This window comes from Arthrobacter sp. NPDC057388, assembly GCF_042668165.1.
Taxonomy (GTDB): domain Bacteria; phylum Actinomycetota; class Actinomycetes; order Actinomycetales; family Micrococcaceae; genus Arthrobacter.
The window spans coordinates 94,662-113,660 of sequence record NZ_JBHVBL010000006.1 but is presented as its reverse complement, the minus strand read 5'-3'; the positions used below and the strand labels follow the sequence as shown (position 1 = coordinate 113,660).

Here is an 18,999-nt window from a genome sequence, read left to right as displayed (position 1 = left end):
CATGCGATGTTCCGGCTGGCCCATCTTTCCCTCGGGAACCGCGCGCTCATCGCGCTGATCACCATCTTTGCCTCGGTGTTCGGCGTGATCACCATGTCCTCGCTGAAGCAGGAACTCATTCCCTCGATTGAGTTTCCGCGGATCACGGTGATCACGTCGATGCCGGGGGCGTCACCCGAGGTGGTGGACAAGCAGGTCAGCCGGCCGCTGGAGACTGCGCTGAACGGCGTAGAGGGCCTGGAATCGACCTCGTCCACCTCCCGCAACGGCGTCTCGCAGATCAGCCTCGTCTTCACCTACGGCTCGAACCTGGACCGTGCCCGGAACCAGATCGACCGGGCCATTTCCAACGCGAAGCGCACGCTCCCCGATGACGTCCAGCCCCAGGCCATCGCCGGGAGCATCAGCGACTTCCCGATCGTCTTCCTCGCCGTTTCCTCTGACAAGGAACTGAGCGAGCTGAATACGGACCTCCAGCGGCTGTCGGTACCAAGACTGCAAAAGCTCGACGGCGTCCGGGGTGCCGACGTGACCGGCGGCGCCAGCCGGCACATCCTCATCAAGCCGGATCCGGCCAGGATGGCTGCCGGCGGGGCCAGCATCCAGTCGCTCCGGGACGCCCTGACCAACAACGGCGACCTTGTTCCGGCAGGCACGATTGAGGAGAAGGGCCAAAGCCTGTCCCTGCAGATCGGCAGTCCCGTCGATTCGGTCGCCGCCGTAAAGGCGCTGCCGCTCAGCGCGGCGGACGCAGGCACCACCATCGGATCTGTGGCAGACGTCAGCATCAAGGACGACCAGCGCACGTCGATCACCCGGACGAACGGCCTGGAAACGCTGGCCATATCCGTGACCAAGAAGCCCGAGGGCGACACCGTGGCGATCTCGCACGCGGTCAAGGACCTGCTGCCGCAGCTGGAGGCGGAGCTTGGTTCAAACGCCAAGTTCACTCCCGTGTTCGACCAGGCGCCCTTCATCGAGAAATCGATCAAGGACCTCACCACGGAGGGTCTCCTGGGCCTCGGTTTCGCCGTGGCCGTCATTCTCCTCTTCCTCATGTCCGTCCGGTCCACCCTGGTCACCGCAGTATCCATTCCGCTGTCGCTGCTGATCACGTTTATCGGCCTGTCCGGCACAGGGTATTCACTGAACATCCTCACCCTCGGTGCCCTGACCATCGCGATCGGCCGGGTGGTGGACGACTCCATCGTGGTGATCGAGAACATCAAGCGGCACCTGAGCTACGGCGAAGCCAAACTCACTGCCATCCTCACCTCCATCCGTGAAGTGGCCGGCGCCATCACCGCTTCCACGCTGACCACCGTGGCTGTCTTCCTCCCGATCGCCTTTGTGGGCGAGCTCGCGGGCGAACTGTTCCGTCCGTTCGCGCTGACGGTCACCATCGCCCTGCTCTCCTCGCTCCTGGTGTCCCTGACCATCGTCCCCGTGCTTGCCTACTGGTTCCTGAAGAGCCCAGCCAGCGGGGCTGCCGGGGACGTCCCGCGCAGTGCCCGGGAAGTCCAGGCCCAGGCCCACGAGGCCGACCAGCGCAGTCTGCTCCAGCGCGGCTACCTTCCCGTGCTGAACAAGACCCAGAAGCACCCGGTCATCACGCTGATCGCCGCGGTCCTGGTCCTCGGCGGCACCGCCGCCATGACACCGCTGCTCGCCACCGACCTGCTGGGCCGGTCCGGGGAGAACAGCATGACGGTCAAGCAGGAACTGCCCGCCGGAACCAGCCTCGACGACACCAGCGCCGCAGCCCGGAAGGTCGAGGATGTACTCCTGGACATCGACGGGATCAAGGACGTCCAGGTCACCTCCGGCAATGCGCAGGCGGGCTTCACCGCGCTGACGTCCTCGGGTGCCTCCAATTCCTCCTTCACGGTTGTGACGGACGAGAAGGCGAACCAGGGCAAACTGCAGGACACGGTCCGCAGCAAACTGGCGGCGGCGAACGTTCAGGGCAAGATCTCCGTGGGTTCACAGCAGGGAGGCTTCGGCACGTCCTCCACCGTGGACATCACCCTCAAGGCAGCCACCTCCGGTGACCTGAGGAAAGCCAGCGACGCCATGGTCAAGGCCATGACCGGAGTCCCCGGAAGCAGCGAGGTAACCACCAACCTGGCGGCCAGCCAGCCCGTGGTCCAGGTGAAGGTTGACCGGGCCAAGGCCGTTGCCGCCGGCCTCACGGAAGAACAGGTGGCAGGCGTCCTGGCATCCACCATCAGCCCCGTCCCTGCGGGCACCGTCCGGATCGACACGGACGACTTCCCGGTCCAGATCGGGGAAGGCAAACGTTTCACCAGCATCTCCGCCGTGCGGGACATCCCGCTTCCGACAGCGTCCGGAGCGGTCCCCCTCAGCCAGATTGCCGACGTCGAACAGGTGGACGTCCCCGTCTCCATTACCTCGAGCAACGGGCAGCGCACAGCGCAAGTGTCCATCACGCCGTCGGGATCCAACCTGGGCGCCGTCAGCGCCGAGGTGCAGCAGCGCCTGAAATCCGTGGACCTTCCGGCCGGGGTAACCGCGGCGATCGGCGGCGCCACCACACAGCAGGCGGAATCGTTCCGGCAGCTCGGCCTGGCGCTGCTGGCCGCCATCGCCATCGTCTACGTGATCATGGTTGCCACCTTCAAATCCCTGGTGCAGCCACTGATCCTCCTCGTTTCGGTGCCGTTCGCCGCCACCGGCGCCGTGGGTCTGCTGCTGGTGACACGGGTGCCGCTGGGGCTGCCGTCGCTGATCGGCATGCTGATGCTCGTGGGCATCGTGGTAACCAACGCGATCGTGCTGATCGACCTGATCAACCAGTACAGGACTCCGCGCGGCGGCAAGCCGGGGATGAGCGTCGCCGAGGCCATCACCCACGGCGCCCGGCAGAGGCTCCGCCCCATCCTGATGACCGCGCTGGCCACGGTCTTCGCGCTCACCCCGATGGCTCTCGGCCTGACGGGCGGCGGCGGGTTCATCTCCCAGCCGCTGGCCATCGTGGTGATCGGCGGCCTGGTCTCCTCCACGGCGCTCACCCTGGTGCTGGTCCCCGTGCTGTACCGGCTGGTGGAGGGGCGGAAGGAGAAAAAGGAGCTCCTGCGCCAGCTTAAGGAACGGCCCGGTTTCTCCCCGGCGGATGACGATGTGGACGCCGAGTTCGCCGACTGGACCACGGGCATGGTGCCCAAGCTCAGCGGCCGCCGCGCCGCCCCCGGCTCCCCCGACTAGCGCCCTCCCGCCGTCGGCACAGCAGCTTGGGCACCGTCTGGGTAGCAGTTCGGAAGGGCGGGAATATCCTGACGCCGGGGACGTTGAGGTGGGTACATGCAAATACATGTAAATCGGTACACTGTTAACTACAGTCCCGAACAACTTCGGCGAACGGAAGGCTCATCATGCAGATCGGCGTATTCAGCGTCAGCGACATCACCCAGGACCCCACCACGGGCCGGACCCCCACGGAGCACGAGCGCATCAAAGCCTCCGTGGCAATCGCCAAGAAGGTCGAAGAGATCGGCATGGACGTCTACGCCCTCGGCGAGCACCACAACCGCCCGTTCTTCTCCTCCTCCCCCACCACGACACTCGCGTACATCGCCGCCCAGACCGAGCGCATCACGCTGTCCACGGCCACCACCCTGATCACCACGAACGATCCGGTCAAGATCGCCGAGGACTTCGCGATGCTCCAGCACCTCGCCGACGGCCGCGTCGACCTGGTGCTGGGCCGCGGCAACACGGCGCCGGTCTACCCGTGGTTCGGCAAGAACATCCAGGACGGGATCGAACTCGCCATCGAGAACTACAGCCTGCTGCGCAAGCTGTGGGATGAGGACACCGTCAACTGGTCCGGAAAGTTCCGCACGCCGCTGCAGAACTTCACCTCCACCCCGCGCCCGCTCGACGGCGTGGCCCCCTTCGTGTGGCACGGCTCCATCCGCACCCCCCAGATCGCCGAAGTGGCGGCGTACTACGGCGACGGGTTCTTCGCCAACAACATCTTCTGGCCCAAGGAGCACTACCAGCAGCTGATCGGCCTCTACCGGGAGCGCTACGAGCACTACGGCCACGGCAAGGCTGACCAGGCGATCGTGGGTCTCGGCGGACAGTTCTTCATGCGGAAGAACTCCCAGGACGCCGTCCGGGAATTCCGGCCGTACTTCGACAACGCCCCCGTCTACGGCCACGGCCCGTCCCTGGAGGACTTCACGTCGCAGACGCCGCTGACCGTCGGCAGCCCGCAGGAGGTCATCGAGAAGACCCTCACCTTCCGCGAGTTCTTCGGCGACTACCAGCGCCAGCTGTTCCTGATCGACCACGCGGGCCTGCCGCTGAAGACGGTCCTTGAGCAGCTGGACCTGTTCGGCGAGGAGGTGCTGCCGGTCCTGCGCAAGGAGTACGCCGACCGCACACCGAAGCACATCCCGGCTCCGCCCACGCACGCCGGACGCGTTGCCGCCCGGATCGCCGCCGAGGGCGGTGCGCGTGAGGGAACTGCCGCCGGGATCGGCCAGGACACCGCCGCCGCCGCCGCCGGTACCCCAGCGGAGTCACGATGACACCCCGGAACGCCCCGGCCTCATCGGGAGGGTCGGCGTCCGGGCGGTCCGTGTCTACGGTCCGGCTGGCCGCCGAAACCTGGGAGTCGCTGTTCCGGGCGCAGGTGGCCGTGATGCGCCGGCTGCAGTCCGGGCCGGCCTTCCGCAACCTGGCCGTGAACGAGTACGACGTGCTGTTCACCCTGTCGCGGTGCCCCTCCGGCTGGCTGCGGCTGAATGAGCTGAACGACAACGTGCTGCTGAGCCAGTCCAGCCTCAGCAGGCTGGTAGACCGGCTGGAGAAACGCGGCCTGGTGGAACGCACGCCGGCCCCGGACGACGGCCGCGGCGTGCTGCTCAAGCTCACTGAGGAGGGCGCCGCGCTGCAGAAGGAAATCGGCCGGGAGCACGTGCGGGACATCGCCGAGCTCGTTGACCCCGCCCTGACGGCGGCGGAGCAGCGGGAACTGCTGCGGCTCACGGAGAAGCTGCGGGCGTCGCTGCCGTCCCGTTAGCAGTCAGCGGATAACGGCCAGCTTGTCCGGGTCCTCCGCCGGGAGGTCACCGTTTACAGTCGCGGACACACGGATCTCCTTGAGGGTCAGGCTTCCGCCCACGGTGGACAGGAACGCGGTATCGGAGGAGTCGCGCCCCGCCGTGATGCGCAGCATGGCCTCCCGGGGAGCCAGTCCGGTGGGGTCGATCACGTGCCAGGCGCCGTTCACATGGGCCTCAGCGACAGCGTGGAAATCCATCGGGGAAAGCCCCGGGGCGTACACGGCCGCGAGCCGGGCGGGCACGTTCTTGGCGCGGAGCAGCGAGATCGCCAGGTGTGCATAGTCCCGGCAGACCCCCCTCCGGTGCAGGAGGGTCTCCACGGCCCCGTCCGTTCCCCGGGATGAGCCGCTGACATACCGCAGCTCGCTGAACACCCAGTTGCGCACGGCCTGCAGGAGCTCCTCGCCCTGGAGTCCCCCGAACTCGGCGTAGGAGGTGGGAAGCAGCCGGTCGGACTCCGCGTACCGGCTGGGCCGGACGTACCGGATCAGTTCCATCAGCGAGGCTTCGGCAGGCTCTGCCCGGCCCCCGACAGTCGCGGAGTAATCCACGGTGACTTCCGTGGGATCGGCAAACTCCATGTAGTGGAACCTGCCGCCGTGATGGTCCGAAAGCTCAGTCAACGGAACCTGCTCCCCGTCCGCCGTCACGCGGAGGTCTTCCTCAAAGGACGTATAGCCGGGGTTCCTCGCCACGGAAATGGCCATCGCCACCTTGGTGTCGGCCACGGTCTTAAATACCAGGCGGGCAGCAACAGTTCGTTCCATGGGTCTCCGGGGTGTGAGGCGTCAGTGAACCGCGGCTGCGGGCGGGGTGTGCCGGAGCGCAGCGGGACTAGTTCTTGATCTCCAGAGACATTAGCATCCGCTGGACGTTCGCGAATTCGGAGCCCTTGTTGACGTAGCCGGCGGCCTGGTCGAGCGTGTCGAAGGCCTTGGCCGGGGCCACCTTTTCGTCCGGCGCGAACGCCTTCAGCGAGCGCACGTCACTGAAGGAGTAATTCCCCTTGCCCGGCAGCCCCTGCACCACATTCTGCAGCTGGCAGGCCTTGGAGTCGGCGCCGCCCACCAGGTTGGTGATGCCGTAGGAGCCAAAGTAGCGGTAACCCTGGATCACCCGGAACACCACGTGCGGGTCAATGGTCCCCTCCCCGCCGCTGTGCGGCAGCTCCACCGGGACACTGCTGACGACGACGTACGCCTTGCGTGCCGATGCCGCACAGCTCGCTGCAGTGGTGTTGGGCAGGCCCGTCTGGAGGGTGGCCAGATAGGTGCCTTCCGCGTCCTTGACTTCGATTTTCACAGCGCCGGGAAGGGTTCCCTTGTCAGGTTCCACGGACTGGGCGATCCAGTCCTGCGGAAGCTCGAAGCTCACGGTCTTCGCGGGGTCGGTGTAGACCTTCCACGCGGCCGCGGTGGCACCGGCAGTAGCGGAGGCAGCGGGCGTCTCCGGTGCACTGCCCGATGCGGTTCCGGAGGGACCGGCCGAACCTGATGCCGCACCGCCGGCCGGGCTGGTACCGGGTTCCGCCGTCCAGGCCGGCCCACCCTTGCTGTCGCTGCCGCAGCCGGTCATCAGTCCCGCCGTCAGCAGCACGACGGCGGCGATGCCCCTGCGTCCAGAGGCCGTGATCCCTGTCATGGCTCCAGCCTAGCCGGGACGACTGGCCCACCCGCAGGTGGCCGGCCAGCGTTTCGCCCGGCGGCCGGGCCGAGCGGCAACACCCCCAAGGAATAAGCAATAGGCTGTGATCATGGCCGAACATGAGCTGGACGCAGCGGAACAGACCCTGGCGCGCATGTCCGCCGTCGACATTGCCGACTGGCGGCTGCGGACGTTCGCCCTGTACGACACCGTGCGGAAAATCGCCGCGGACAGCCCCGCCGAGGCGCATGCCTACTGGCGGCAGGAGCGCGACCGCATGTTCGGCACGCACCCGGCATCGGCCCTGACGGATGAGGCCAAGGCGTCCTTCTACGGACTCAAGACTGCGGACTACGATCCCGTCTACCGGTTCTACGTCCCCTTGACGAAGGAGGGCGCGGGCCAGGCGATGGCTGTCGAAACCGGGACGGACGGCCTGGTCAGGTTTGTGCGGCTGGGAACATTCGACCTGCCCGAGATGGGGCAGCTGGCCGTGTGGAAGCTGCAGGGCTACGGCGGCGGGATCTTCGTGCCGTTCCGCGACGCCACCGCCGGACAGCCCGGCGGAAGCTACGGCGCCGGCCGCTACCTCCTGGACACCATCAAGGGGGCGTTCCACGGCGTCCGCGGTTCCGGGGACGAGGCGCAGTACGTGCTTGATTTCAATTTCGCCTACAACCCCTCGTGCGCCTACAACGAGGCCTGGGCCTGCCCGCTCGCGGGGCCTGCCAACCGGCTGGCGGTGGAGATCCCCGTGGGCGAGCTGTACTGACGTCACGCAGTTCCCGGCCGCTCCGCCCCGCACATACGATGGCTGAATGACCCCACCCCTCCAGCGGCGGATCGCCCGCGTCCGGCCCCTTGCCCCTGTATCTGCCCTGTCCCCGGACCCCGGCACAGCCCCGCTGCCGGAGCAGTTCTTCGTGGCTAATGATGCCGTGGACTTCGCTGGCGACGCCGGACGGACCTGGACCGTGGTGGACTCGCCCTTCCCGGGTTCACGGGCCAACGCCGCCAGCAACCACCGCCCGGGATGGGAGTCCGGCGCCAGGGTCTCCGAGGACAGTTTCACGTTCCTGGCGCCCAGCGTGCCGGCCAACGTCCTGGGGATGGCGCACAACACCGGGCAGGCCGGCAGGGACCTTCCGCCGCAGGCCTTCCACAAAGCGGCGACGAGCGTGATCGGGCCGGGCGAGGCGATTGAACTGCCGGCCGGAATCGGGCTGGTGGAGCCGGAGGCGGAACTGGCCGTCGTGATTGGCCGGACAGCCAAAAAGCTGACCCTCGAGACCGCACACACGGCGGTTCTGGGCCACACCATCGCCAACGACGTCACCGCACGGAAGCTGCAAAAGTCGGACGAGCTTTGGCTCAGTGCCAAAAGCCAGGACACCTTCACGCCGGCCGGGCCCTGGATCGTCACCGGGCTGGACCACGCGGACTTGCCCGTCGGCGTCGTCCATAACGGCAGCGCACTGCCTGCGGCAAGCACGGCGGGCCTGGGCTGGAAGGTGGACGAGATTCTCGTCTACCTGACCTCGTTCATGACCCTGCACCCCGGCGACCTGGTGCTCACCGGCTTCCCGGCGGCCAGCGCCGGCATCCGCCCCGGCGACACCGTCACCTGCCGGGTGGGCGGAATCGGGGAACTCACCAACCCTGTCAGCGCCGCCGGCTGACCGGCGTCCTAACCCGCCATCAGGCCCAGGTTCCGGACACTTCCGACGGCGGCCGCCACGGCCGCGGCGGCAGCCTCCAGATCCGCCGCGGTCACCGACGAATCAAAGCTGAAGCGCACGGCGGTCTGGGCCACCTCCGCCTTGATGCCAAGGGCCACCAGCACCGGCGACGGGGCATCCGATCCGGCCGCGCAGGCCGAGCCGCTGGAGCAGACCACGCCCTGGCGCTCAAGTTCCAGCAGTACGGACTCCCCGCTGGTGCCCGGAAAGCAGAACGACGCCACTGACGGAAGCCGCTCGGACGGATGTCCGGTCAGCAGCGCTCCGGGGACGCTGTCCAGTACTGCGGTGATGAATTGGTCGCGGAGGCCCGTGACGCGTGCGGCGAGCGCGGGCTGGTCGGCGTGCGCCAGGGTGAGGGCGGTGGCCAGGGCGACGGCGCCTGCAACGTTTTCGGTCCCGGAGCGGCGACCCCGTTCCTGGCCGCCCCCGTGCACAAGGGGCTCGACACGGGTCCGGCCCCGGACGAACAGGACCCCGTTGCCTTTGGGCGCCCCCAGCTTGTGCCCGGAGATGCTCAGCGCGTCCACGCCGAGTGCCCGCACATCCAGCGGCAGCCAGCCGGCGGCCTGGACGGCGTCGGTGTGGAAGGGGATCCCCCGCCCCCGCGCCAGGGCGGCGAGTTCGGCCACGGGCTGGACAGTGCCCACCTCGTTGTTGGCGTACATGATGCTGACCAGCGCGGTTCCGTCGCGCAGCACCGCGGCCAGCGCCGCCGGGGTGACTGTTCCGTGCCCGTCGACCGGCACCACGTCCACGGTGAAGCCGTGGAAGCGCTCAAGGTACCGTGCGGACTCTTCCACGGCAGGATGCTCGACGGCGCTGATCACCACCCGGTTCAGTGCCGGGTCCGCGGCCTGCCGCGCCAGGGCGATCCCCTTGACGGCGAGGTTGTCCGCCTCCGTGCCGCCCGCAGTGAAGGTGATCTCCCCCGGCCGGCAGCCCAGCACCGCGGCGACGGTCTTCCGGGCATCCGCCAGCGCCCGCGCGGCCGAGTCACCGAGCGAGTGGTGGCTTGACGGGTTGCCGAATTCGCCGGTGAGGTAGGGCCACATGGCCTCCAGCACTTCACGGCGCACCGGTGTTGTGGCTGCGGCGTCCAGGAAAATCATGGCGTGTTACCCCACTGTCAGTTCGACGTCGAGGCCGAGGTCCAGGGCAGTGACGCTGTGCGTCAGGGCACCGACGGAGATAACGTCCACGCCTGCGGCGGCGATGTCAGCCACGGTGCGGAGGTTGACGTTGCCGCTGGCCTCCACCACGGCCCGGCCGGCGACCTGCCGAACCCCGGCGCGGAGTTCCTCGAGGCTGAAGTTGTCCAGCATGATGGTGTCCACGCCCGCGGCCAGGACGGGTTCGATCTGGTCGGCGCTGTCCACCTCCACCTCGAAGTGCGTGGTGTGTCCCAGTTGCGCCTTCGCACCAGCCAGAAGCTCGGTCAGCCGGGCAGGGTCTCCCCCGGTCATGACCGCCAGGTGGTTGTCCTTGGCCAGCACGGCATCGGACAGGCTGTAGCGGTGGTTGGCGCCGCCGCCGCACCGGACGGCGTACCGTTCCAGGACGCGCAGGCCCGGGGTGGTTTTGCGGGTGTCCGTGATGCGGGCCTTGGTGCCGGTGGTCAGGGCCACGAATTCAGCGGTCCTGGTGGCGATGGCGCTCATCCGCTGCGCCAGGTTTAGGCCGACCCGCTCGGCCAGCAGCACGCTGCGCGCCCGGCCGGTGACCCGTGCCAGCTTGGTTCCGGCGGCGAATGCCTCGCCGTCTGCCACGAGCAGCTCCACCTGCGTGTCCGGGTCAACCATCAGCATCGCGTCGCGGAACACGCTGCCTCCGCTGAAGACTCCCGGGACGCGGGCGTTAAGGACCGCGGTGGCCTGGGCCTCTGCCGGGATCAGCAGCTGCGAGGTGATGTCGCCGCTGGGCGCGTCCTCCGCAAAGGCCCGCTCCAGGATCTCGCGGACGGGTGCTGCGGGGAGGGTCAGACTAGTCATGGACAAGGCTCGCTTTCGGGCTCAATCTGAATTCTTCGTCAAGGGTGCCGGGACGCTCGCCCAGGCTCAGGACCGGATCCCGCAGGCCGTCGTCCCGGTAATGCGCACCCAGTGACCCGGTGCGTTCGCGGGCGGCGTGGACCAGCAGCTGGGCTGCGAGCAGCAGGTTGGCATCCTCGTGGGCCCGCGGGTCGGCCGACTCCGGCGCGGCTTCCGGACACACATCTTCGAACCACCCGGCAAGCGTGGTTCCGGCCTCCCGCAGCAGCTCGCCGCTGCGCAGCACCCCGGCCTTGGCAGTCATCAGCCGCCGCAGGGCGCTACGCGAAAACTCGCCTGTTACAGCATCGGACGTCTCCGATCGCCCTCCGGAACTATTCGGCGCCTTCTCGGTAACGGGCAGTACGGCCGCGGTGGCAGCCGTCCACTCCGAGTCGACCAACGGTGCCCCGGAAGCGTGCGTCAAGGGGAGGCCGCTAGCGGCCGAGACAGCACGCGGAGGGGTGCCGTTGGGAGACGGAACGGGGGCCAGGTCACCAAGGAACGCCTCGACAGCCCGCCGCCCGAAAACCAGCCCTTCGAGGAGCGAATTGCTGGCCAGCCGGTTGGCGCCCTGGACTCCGGTGCAGGCGACTTCGCCGGCAGCGAAGAGCCCGGGGACGGTGGTGCGGCCGTGCAGGTCGGTGGAGACGCCGCCCATCCAGTAGTGCGCGGCGGGGGCGACGGGAACCAGGTCGCGGGTCCAGTCAATGCCGGCCTCACGGGTGCGTTGCGTGAGGGTCGGGAAGCGCTTCGCCAGGAAGCCCGCTCCCCTGGCATCCTCGAGTCCCCGGGCGTCGAGGTAGACGTGCCCGTTGGGGTCGCCGAGCGCGGCCAGGTGCAGGGCGATGCTGCGGGACACCACATCGCGCGGGGCGAGTTCGCCGTCGGGGTGGTAACCGTGAAGGAAACGGTGGCCGTGCGCATCAACGAGGATGGCTCCCTCGCCGCGGACGGCCTCGGAGATCAGCAGCGGGTCCGGGCCGTGCCCGGTCCCTGCTCCGCCATCCAGCCGCACGAGGCACGTCGGATGGAACTGGAAGAACTCCAGGTCCGCGACTGCCGCACCGGCGCGCCAGGCGAGGGCCAGCCCGTCCGCGGTGGCAACGGACGGGTTCGTGGTCTGGGCGAACAGCTGGCCTGCCCCGCCGGTTGCCAGCAGGACGGCGTCTGCCTGGATGCTGAAAGCCCGTCCGTCCTGCAGGTACTCAACACCCGTGACCCTCCGTCCCTGCTGCAGGAGGGCGGTGACGGTGGCGTGGCCCAGCAGCCGGATGCTGCCCGCGGCCTGTGCGGCCAGCACGGCGCAGATCAGGGCGTTGGCTATCCCGGCGCCGGTGGCGTCGCCACCGGCGTGCAGAATCCGCGGCGCCGAGTGGGCTGCCTCAAGACCCAAGGCGGGGTCGCCGTCGTCGTCCAGGTCGAAGCGGACGCCGAAGCGTCCCAGCGCGGCGATGTCCCGGCGCGCCTCGGTGCACAGGACGCGGACGGCCGCCGGGTTGCAGTGCCCGGCACCGGCCTTCAGCGTGTCGGCGATGTGGGCGGCCACGGTGTCACCGGGGGACGGCTCGTCCAGGACGGCGGAAATGCCGCCCTGGGCGAAGTACGTGTTGCTCTCCGCGGGCGCCCCCTTGGTCAGCAGCACCACCTCGGCGCCTGCCTCCGCCGCGAGCAGGGCGGCGTAGAGGCCGGCGATGCCGCTGCCGACGACGGCAAGCCGACGGCGTGCCGTTCCGTTTTCGCTGGGGAAGGTCATGGCGGGCTCTCTGTTAGGGCTTGGCGGCGAGCATGCGCTCAAGTGCCGTCCTGGCATCCTGCTGCACGTCGTCGTCGACGGTGATGCGGTTGACCACCCGGCCGGCGACGAGCTCCTCGAGGACCCAGGCCAGGTAACCGGGGTGGATCCGGTACATGGTGCTGCACGGGCAGATCACGGGGTCCAGGCAGAAGATGGTGTGCTGCGGGTACTGTGCCGCCAAACGGTTCACCATGTTGATCTCGGTGCCGATGGCGAAGACCGTGGGCTCGGTGGCTGCCGCAATGGCCTTCTGGATGAAGTCGGTGGACCCGGCGGAGTCGGCGGCGTCCACTACTTCCATGGGGCATTCGGGGTGCACAATGACGTTGACGCCGGGGAAGTCTGCCCGGGCCTTCTCGATCTGGGCCACGCTGAAGCGCTTGTGGACCGAGCAGAATCCGTGCCAGAGGATGACGCGGGAATCCAGCAGGGCCTGTTCACTGTTGCCGCCAAGTTCCTTGCGCGGGTTCCACATGGGCATCTGTTCGAGCGGCACGCCCAGCGCCTTGGCCGTGTTCCGGCCGAGGTGCTGGTCCGGGAAGAACAGGACGCGCTGGCCGCGTTCGAAGGCCCACTCCAGGACGGTCTTGGCGTTGGAGGACGTGCAGACGATGCCGCCGTTCCGGCCGCAGAAGGCCTTCAGCGCGGCGGAGGAGTTCATGTAGGTGACGGGAATGACCGGAACCCGGCCCCCGGCGTCGGGCTCGGTGCCGAAGATCTCCTCAAGCTGTTCCCAGCATTCCTCCACGGAGTCGGCATCGGCCATGTCCGCCATCGAGCAGCCGGCGGCGAGGTTGGGCAGGATGACAGCCTGCTCCGGCTTCGAGAGGGTGTCGGCGGTTTCGGCCATGAAGTGCACGCCGCAGAACACGATCGCCTCGGCCTCGGGCCGGGTCAGGGCGGCGTTGGCCAGCTGGAAGGAGTCGCCCACGAAGTCGGCGTACTGGACAACCTCGTCACGCTGGTAGAAGTGGCCCAGGATGACGGCGCGGTCGCCGAGGGCCGCCTTGGCAGCGCGGATCCGGGCATCGAGCTCGGCTTCGCTGGCCAGCTTGTACTCCTCGGGAAGCTGTCCCTGGCGCGGCGTGGAGGCGGGCGCGACGTCGGCGCTGGAAGCCCCGGGGCCATAGGCCGGAACACCGGCGAGGGCTTCGGCGAGGTCATACTCCCAGGGGCCCTGGGCAAGCGCCGAACTGCAGGTGCTGCCGGCACCGGCTGCAGTGGCCTTCTCGGCCTGTTCACGCGTGATCAGCTGGATGGCAGTGTTGACGCTGCTCATGGGGTGCTCCTGTTATCTGGGTCGAGGCCGGGACGGCCGGTAAATCGGTAAAGACGCGGCGGGCGGTGCTTGCCGCCCTGGAGGTATTCACCGGTTTCTTCGATCTCCGGCGTCGCCTTGATCTGCCGGCGGAAGTTGGCGGGGTCCAGTTGCGTGTCCAGCACGGCCTCGTAGACCTCGCGGACCTGGGCGAGGGTGAAGTACTCGCCCAGGAAGTGGTAGGCGATGGAGCCGTAAGCCAGCTTGTTCCGCAGGCGCCACAGGGCATAGTCCACGATCCCGTTGTGGTCGAAGGCCAGGGTGCCGAGCTTGTCGGCGCGGAACCACCGGACATTCTCTGACTCGTCCGCCAGGGCGGCTTCCGTGGGCTGGACCAGCGCCCAGTACACGATGGAGACCACGCGCTGGGTCGGCGAGCGGTGCAGGCCGCCGAAGGCGTAGAGCTGCTCGAGGTAGCTGGGTGCCAGCCCGGTGGTTTCCCGCAGGTTCCGCGACGCGGCGTCCTGCAGCGACTCCGAATGGGTCAGCGGCCCGCCGGGCAGTGCCCACAGGCCCTTGAACGGCTCGCGGATCCGGCGGACCAGGGGCAGCCAGAGCGTCGGCCGGCCGGACGACTCGCTGGGCCGGAGGGCGAAAATCACCGTGGAAATAGCGAGCGACGGCGGCGCGGACTGCCGCTCGGCCACGTTGGCTGAGGTGGTGTACACGGTGATCACCCGCTTCGCTGCGCTTGGCCGGCCCCTGCATGACTTGCAGGGAACCCGCCTGGATTAGTTATGGTCAAGTTGACCTGAACTGATTCTACGGCGCGCTGCCCGGGATGCAAAATGTTGCGGACTTCAGCGCGGGAAGTTGGGTGTAAATTCGAAAGGTCCCAAAAGAACCACTTCCCCTACCCCAAGAAGGTACGCAGCATGACGATGAAGTCCACAGCAGAGCGAGCCCCAGTCCAGCTCCGCCACAGCATGAAGCCCCGCCAGCTCACCATGATGGGGCTGGGCAGCGCCATCGGCGCCGGGCTCTTCCTGGGTTCCGGAGCGGGCGTCCAGGCGGCCGGGCCAGCGGTCCTGGTTTCCTACCTGGTGGCCGGCACACTCATCATCCTGGTCATGTGGGCACTCGGCGAAATGGCGGCGGCCAACCCCAACAGCGGCGCCTTCTCCGTTTATGCCGAACGTGCCCTGGGCAAGACCGCCGGGGCAACCGTGGGCTGGCTGTGGTGGCTGCAGCTGGTGGTGGTCATCGCCGCTGAAGCGCTCGGCGCCGCCGGGCTGCTGTTTTCGGTCTGGCCGGTGGTGCCGGTCTGGGCACTCTCCCTCGTTTTCATGGTGGTGTTCACCGGCATAAACCTTGCCGGCGTGAAGAACTTCGGCGAGTTCGAGTTCTGGTTTGCCATCCTCAAGGTGACCGCCATCATCCTGTTCCTCGCCATCGGCGGGGCGCTGCTCCTCGGCCTCCTGCCGGACGTGGCATCCCCGGGGCTGGCCAACATCGCCGGCGACTTCGCGCCGGCCGGACTGGGCGGCATCGCCACCGCCCTGTTCGTGGTGATTTTCGCGTTCGGCGGCACGGAAATCGTGAGTGTCGCAGCCGCGGAAACCGAAGACCCCGGGCACAGCGTCACCAGGGCCATCCGCACCGTCGTCTGGCGGATCCTGGTCTTCTACATCGGCTCCGTCTTCGTGATCGCTGCCGTTCTTCCGGCCACCTCGGAGGCCCTGTCCTCGCCGTTTGCCGGCGTCCTGGACGCCGCCCGCATCCCGGGTGCCGCCACGGCAATTACCCTGGTGGCCGTCGTCGCACTTCTGTCCGCCCTGAACGCCAACCTGTACGGGGCCTCGCGCATGGTGTTCTCACTCGCGGAGCGGGGCGAGGCCCCCGGCTTCCTGTCCCGGCTCAGCGGCGCAGGGGTGCCGATGCTCGCCGTCGGGGTTTCCGTGGCATTCGGATTCATCGCCACGGTCCTGGAACTGCTCTTCCCGGAGCGCATCCTGCCTGCACTTTTCCAGCTCGTCGGGTCAACGTGCCTCGTGGTCTGGGGTTCCGCGCTGGTCTCGCAGCTCATCCTGCGTCGGCGGGCAGACCGGGACGGCACTGCCCTGCCGCTGCGGATGAAGGGCTTTCCGGGGCTCACGGTGTTCGGCCTCGTCCTGCTGGGACTGGTGTTTGCGGTGGGCTTCAGTGCCGAGAGCAGCCGCATCCAGCTGGTCAGTACGTTCCTGCTGATTGCCGGGATTGCCGCCGCCTGCTGGGCCGGGGCCCGGATCGCCGCATCGCGGCGCGCCCGGCTCCGCTAGCCGTGGATTTGGCCGGTCCGCCGGCGGGTAGAGTGGTGCCCATCCACGGCGGACCGGCGATGAAGCAGTCCCGGCGAGCCCTGCATCAGACAAGGACTGAGACTTGACGAGGACTGAGGCGATGAGCGGCAGACACACCGGCGAACAGCATTCCCACACGGTCGAGGGCACCGACCCGCAGCTTTACGTCGAGGTGCACGATCCCCGGAACGACGCCGGGCTCCGCCCCATCCTCCTCATTCACGGCTTCTCCGCGTCCAGCAAGCTGAACTGGGAGGACACCGGCTGGATCCCGGCGCTGCTTGAGGCGGGCCGCCGGGTCATCACCGTCGACCTTCCCGGCCACGGCCGGAGCGGCGCGCCCGAGGACATGGACTCCTACTCGCCGAGCCGGATCCGGGCGGACCTCCTGCAGATCGCGTTTGACGCCGGCGCCCGGCCACTGCGCGAGGGCGACCCCGCCAGCGGGCTGGACGTGATCGGCTATTCCCTCGGTTCCCGGCTCGCCTGGGAGTTCGGCGCCACCCAGCCCGAGCTGGTTCACCGGCTGGTCCTGGGCGGCCCGAACATCGCCGACCCGCTGGCCGCCTTCGACCTCGTGGCGGCCCAGCGCTACCTGGCCGACGGCACGCCCATTCCGGATGCCTCCACGGCAGGGCTCCTCAGCATGGCGCAGGCACTGCCGAGCAACAACATCTTCGCCCTGCTCTCCCTCGTGGAGGCCATCAAGGGTGAACCGTACGACCCCGCCGAGGCCGTGCCGCACATGCCGGTGCTCCTGGTGGCCGGCGAAAACGATGAACGCGCCGCATCCATGCCGCAGCTGGCCGAGCTGGCACTGAACGCCGGTTCCAAGGCCGAGCAGCTGGTGCTGCCCGGGCGCACACACACCAACGCCATCACCAGCCGGGCCTTCAAGCAGGCGGCCATCTCGTTCCTCAGCAGTTAGGGAACATTCCGGCTCCCGCCGGAGCCGACGGGCGTAGGCTGGTTATCAGGGGCGGAGATACCGGAAGAGGAACCCATGGGCATGGTTTTTGAGGACCGGGACGACGCCGGCCGGCAGCTGGCGGCCGCCCTTCCGCAATTCCGCGAGCGCCCGGACACCGTGGTGCTGGGCCTGGCCCGTGGCGGCATCCCGGTGGCCGTCGCCGCGGCTGGCGTCCTGCGCCTGCCCTTCGGCGCCCTGCTGGTCCGCAAGCTGGGCATCCCCGGCCATGAGGAAACCGCGTACGGCGCGCTGGCCTACTCGGGCGGAAGGGTCGTCCGTCTTCTCAACCGGCCCCTCGTGGAGCGGATTCTGGACGACGGCGTGCGGCAGGAGTGGCTCGACCAGGTGGAGAACCGGGAACGGACCGAACTGCTTCGCCGCGCCGAAAGCTACCCGGCAGTTCACCCCGACCTCAACGGCAAGACAGCCCTGCTCGTGGACGACGGACTGGCGACGGGGGCCACCATGCGCGCTGCGGTCGAGGCCGTGCGGATGGCAGGCGCGGCAACCGTGGTGGCCGCCGCGCCTGTCGGTTCGATCGAGGCGGAGAAGTCATTGTCCCGGGTCTGCAATGTCCTCTGCCTTCACTTGCCGGGCAGGTTCCGTGCCGTGGGAGCTTTCTACCGGCACTTCGAGCAGCTGAGCGACGAGGACGCAATCGCGCTGCTCCAGGGCGCCCGCATTTAGTGCCCGCCCCGGGTCAGTGCCGGCTGATGCCCAGCGGGCGGCCCCGCGTCTCCTTCGCCAAAATCACGCCGACGCCCGAAATGACGCACAGAATCATGATGTAGATGCCGATGGAGCCGGCCCACTTGGTGGCCTGCAGCAGTGACTCGGCAATCGTGGCGGCGAAGGCACCGCCCAGGATGGCACCGAAGGCGTAGCCGATCGAGATGCCGGAGTACCGCACATTGGCCGGGAACATCTCCGCGTACATGGCGGACATGGGTCCGTAGGACAGGCCCAGGCCCACCGTGAGGACGAACAGCGCCACCCCGTAGAGGACGATGTCCTTTGTGTCGATAAGAGCGAACATCGGGATCATCCACGCAAAAACGATCGCGTAGCCGGTCAGGAAGGTCTTGACCCGGCCAATCTTGTCCGAGAGCCAGCCGCCCACCAGGGTGAAGATCAGCCAGCCGAACGATGCGAGCGTCGTGGCCAGCAGAATCTGCGGCGTGGGCATCTTCAGTGTCCTCGTGGCGTAGGCGATGAAGAAGGCAATCAGGAGGTAGCCGGCGGCGTTGTTGCCGATGAAGATCAGGGTGGAGTAGAGCACAGGCTTTTTGTGATGGCGGATGAGCTCGCCCAGCGGCGCCTTGCTTTCGGCCTTACGGGCAGTCATTTCCTTGAAGACCGGGCTCTCACCCACGGCGCGCCGGATCAGGTACCCCACAACGATCAGGACGATGGACAGCAGGAAGGGTACTCGCCAGCCCCACGAGGCGAAGTCTTCCCTGGACATGCTGGTGTTGAGGAAGAACAGCAGCCCGGTGGCCAGGATCATGCCCACGGGAACGCCGATCTGCGGGTAGGCACCGAACAGCCCGCGCCTGCTCCTCGGGGCGTGCTCCACCGCCATCAGGGCCGCCCCGCCCCATTCACCGCCCGCGGAAAAGCCCTGGACGACGCGGAGCGTGATCAGCAGCACCGGCGCCCAGAATCCGATCTGGGCATACGTGGGCAGCATGCCGATCAGTGCCGTGGCGGCTCCCATCATGATCAGGGTGAACACCAGCATCGCCTTGCGCCCCAGCCGGTCGCCCAAGTGCCCGGCAATGATGGCGCCGAGGGGGCGGAACAGGAAGCTGATGCCGATCAGCGCAAAGGAGAGGATCTGCGCCAGGCCGGGGTTGGATGCGTTCAACGGTGCCAGGAACAGTGGCGACAGCAGCGTTGCGGTCAGCTGGGCGAAGATGAAGAAGTCGTACCACTCGATGGTTGTGCCCACCAGGGTGCCGGCGAGGACTTTGCGTTCCTCGCGCTTGCTGCTGGGGCCCGCCTCTGAATCGACGTGTGAAGTTGCGGTCATTGGAACTCCGTGGCTGGGGGCAGTGCTACTGCCCGAGGTGGGTGCCGCCCGATTTACTGATCGAACGGTCAGTTGGTGGAAGGATACTATGAAAGT

The 18,999-nt window shown here is 68.0% G+C and carries 16 protein-coding genes; 8 read left to right on the top strand and 8 right to left on the bottom strand.

What is annotated here, in order from left to right:
* Window positions 1-6: 6 nt before the first annotated feature.
* The 3 genes from ACFUTU_RS04985 to ACFUTU_RS04975 all read left to right on the top strand — a co-directional run bounded on the left by ACFUTU_RS04985 (window position 7) and on the right by ACFUTU_RS04975 (window position 5,050).
* Window positions 7-3,225, top strand: a complete 3,219-nt coding sequence (locus ACFUTU_RS04985) for an efflux RND transporter permease subunit (protein ID WP_377961374.1) — start codon at window positions 7-9, stop codon at window positions 3,223-3,225.
* 167 nt (window positions 3,226-3,392) lie between these two features.
* Window positions 3,393-4,556: an LLM class flavin-dependent oxidoreductase gene (locus tag ACFUTU_RS04980; protein WP_377961372.1), complete on the top strand. Its 1,164-nt coding sequence runs from the start codon at window positions 3,393-3,395 to the stop codon at window positions 4,554-4,556.
* Window positions 4,553-5,050, top strand: a complete 498-nt coding sequence (locus ACFUTU_RS04975) for a MarR family winged helix-turn-helix transcriptional regulator (RefSeq protein ID WP_377961369.1) — start codon at window positions 4,553-4,555, stop codon at window positions 5,048-5,050. Before ACFUTU_RS04980 ends, ACFUTU_RS04975 begins: the two co-directional genes overlap by 4 nt.
* Window positions 5,051-5,053: 3 nt before the next feature.
* Here the strand turns inward: ACFUTU_RS04975 and ACFUTU_RS04970 are convergent, their stop codons facing one another.
* Both ACFUTU_RS04970 and ACFUTU_RS04965 read right to left on the bottom strand, forming a co-directional pair.
* Window positions 5,054-5,860 (bottom strand): transglutaminase family protein, encoded by an 807-nt coding sequence (locus tag ACFUTU_RS04970; RefSeq protein WP_377961366.1) that lies wholly within the window; start codon window positions 5,858-5,860, stop codon window positions 5,054-5,056.
* A 67-nt stretch (window positions 5,861-5,927) separates the two neighbouring features.
* The gene (locus ACFUTU_RS04965) at window positions 5,928-6,734 is read right to left on the bottom strand and encodes a hypothetical protein (RefSeq protein ID WP_377961364.1); all 807 of its coding nucleotides are present in this window, start codon (window positions 6,732-6,734) and stop codon (window positions 5,928-5,930) included.
* Window positions 6,735-6,846: 112 nt separating this feature from the next.
* Between ACFUTU_RS04965 and ACFUTU_RS04960 the strand changes: the two genes are divergently transcribed.
* A complete protein-coding gene (locus ACFUTU_RS04960) occupies window positions 6,847-7,509 on the top strand; it encodes a DUF1684 domain-containing protein (RefSeq protein ID WP_377961361.1) in 663 nt (220 codons plus the stop codon).
* Window positions 7,510-7,555: 46 nt separating this feature from the next.
* Window positions 7,556-8,416 carry a fumarylacetoacetate hydrolase family protein gene (locus ACFUTU_RS04955; protein ID WP_377961359.1) on the top strand — a complete coding sequence of 287 codons (861 nt, stop codon included), beginning with the start codon at window positions 7,556-7,558 and terminating at the stop codon, window positions 8,414-8,416.
* A gap of 8 nt (window positions 8,417-8,424) precedes the next feature.
* Here the strand turns inward: ACFUTU_RS04955 and ACFUTU_RS04950 are convergent, their stop codons facing one another.
* From ACFUTU_RS04950 to ACFUTU_RS04930, 5 genes are read right to left on the bottom strand one after another with little or no spacing between them, the layout of a single operon-like run.
* The gene (locus ACFUTU_RS04950; protein ID WP_377961356.1) at window positions 8,425-9,588 is read right to left on the bottom strand and encodes a cysteine desulfurase family protein; all 1,164 of its coding nucleotides are present in this window, start codon (window positions 9,586-9,588) and stop codon (window positions 8,425-8,427) included.
* Between the two features lie 6 nt (window positions 9,589-9,594).
* Window positions 9,595-10,467: a carboxylating nicotinate-nucleotide diphosphorylase gene (gene nadC / locus ACFUTU_RS04945; protein WP_377961353.1), complete on the bottom strand. Its 873-nt coding sequence runs from the start codon at window positions 10,465-10,467 to the stop codon at window positions 9,595-9,597.
* Window positions 10,460-12,262 (bottom strand): L-aspartate oxidase, encoded by a 1,803-nt coding sequence (nadB, locus tag ACFUTU_RS04940; RefSeq protein ID WP_377961351.1) that lies wholly within the window; start codon window positions 12,260-12,262, stop codon window positions 10,460-10,462. The genes nadC and nadB overlap by 8 nt, the downstream gene beginning before the upstream one ends.
* A gap of 13 nt (window positions 12,263-12,275) precedes the next feature.
* Complete coding sequence (gene nadA / locus ACFUTU_RS04935; protein WP_377961348.1) at window positions 12,276-13,583, bottom strand: quinolinate synthase NadA; 1,308 nt, start codon at window positions 13,581-13,583, stop codon at window positions 12,276-12,278.
* A complete protein-coding gene (locus ACFUTU_RS04930) occupies window positions 13,580-14,290 on the bottom strand; it encodes an NUDIX domain-containing protein (protein ID WP_377961346.1) in 711 nt (236 codons plus the stop codon). Before ACFUTU_RS04930 ends, nadA begins: the two co-directional genes overlap by 4 nt.
* A gap of 207 nt (window positions 14,291-14,497) precedes the next feature.
* On the opposite strand from ACFUTU_RS04930, the gene ACFUTU_RS04925 reads away from it, so the two are divergent.
* The 3 genes from ACFUTU_RS04925 to ACFUTU_RS04915 all read left to right on the top strand — a co-directional run bounded on the left by ACFUTU_RS04925 (window position 14,498) and on the right by ACFUTU_RS04915 (window position 17,558).
* The gene (locus ACFUTU_RS04925; protein ID WP_377961343.1) at window positions 14,498-15,880 is read left to right on the top strand and encodes an amino acid permease; all 1,383 of its coding nucleotides are present in this window, start codon (window positions 14,498-14,500) and stop codon (window positions 15,878-15,880) included.
* A gap of 121 nt (window positions 15,881-16,001) precedes the next feature.
* Window positions 16,002-16,829 (top strand): alpha/beta fold hydrolase, encoded by an 828-nt coding sequence (locus ACFUTU_RS04920; protein ID WP_377961454.1) that lies wholly within the window; start codon window positions 16,002-16,004, stop codon window positions 16,827-16,829.
* A 75-nt stretch (window positions 16,830-16,904) separates the two neighbouring features.
* Window positions 16,905-17,558: a phosphoribosyltransferase gene (locus ACFUTU_RS04915; protein WP_377961340.1), complete on the top strand. Its 654-nt coding sequence runs from the start codon at window positions 16,905-16,907 to the stop codon at window positions 17,556-17,558.
* 13 nt (window positions 17,559-17,571) lie between these two features.
* Here the strand turns inward: ACFUTU_RS04915 and ACFUTU_RS04910 are convergent, their stop codons facing one another.
* Window positions 17,572-18,903, bottom strand: a complete 1,332-nt coding sequence (locus tag ACFUTU_RS04910) for an MFS transporter (protein ID WP_377961338.1) — start codon at window positions 18,901-18,903, stop codon at window positions 17,572-17,574.
* Window positions 18,904-18,999 lie beyond the last annotated feature (96 nt).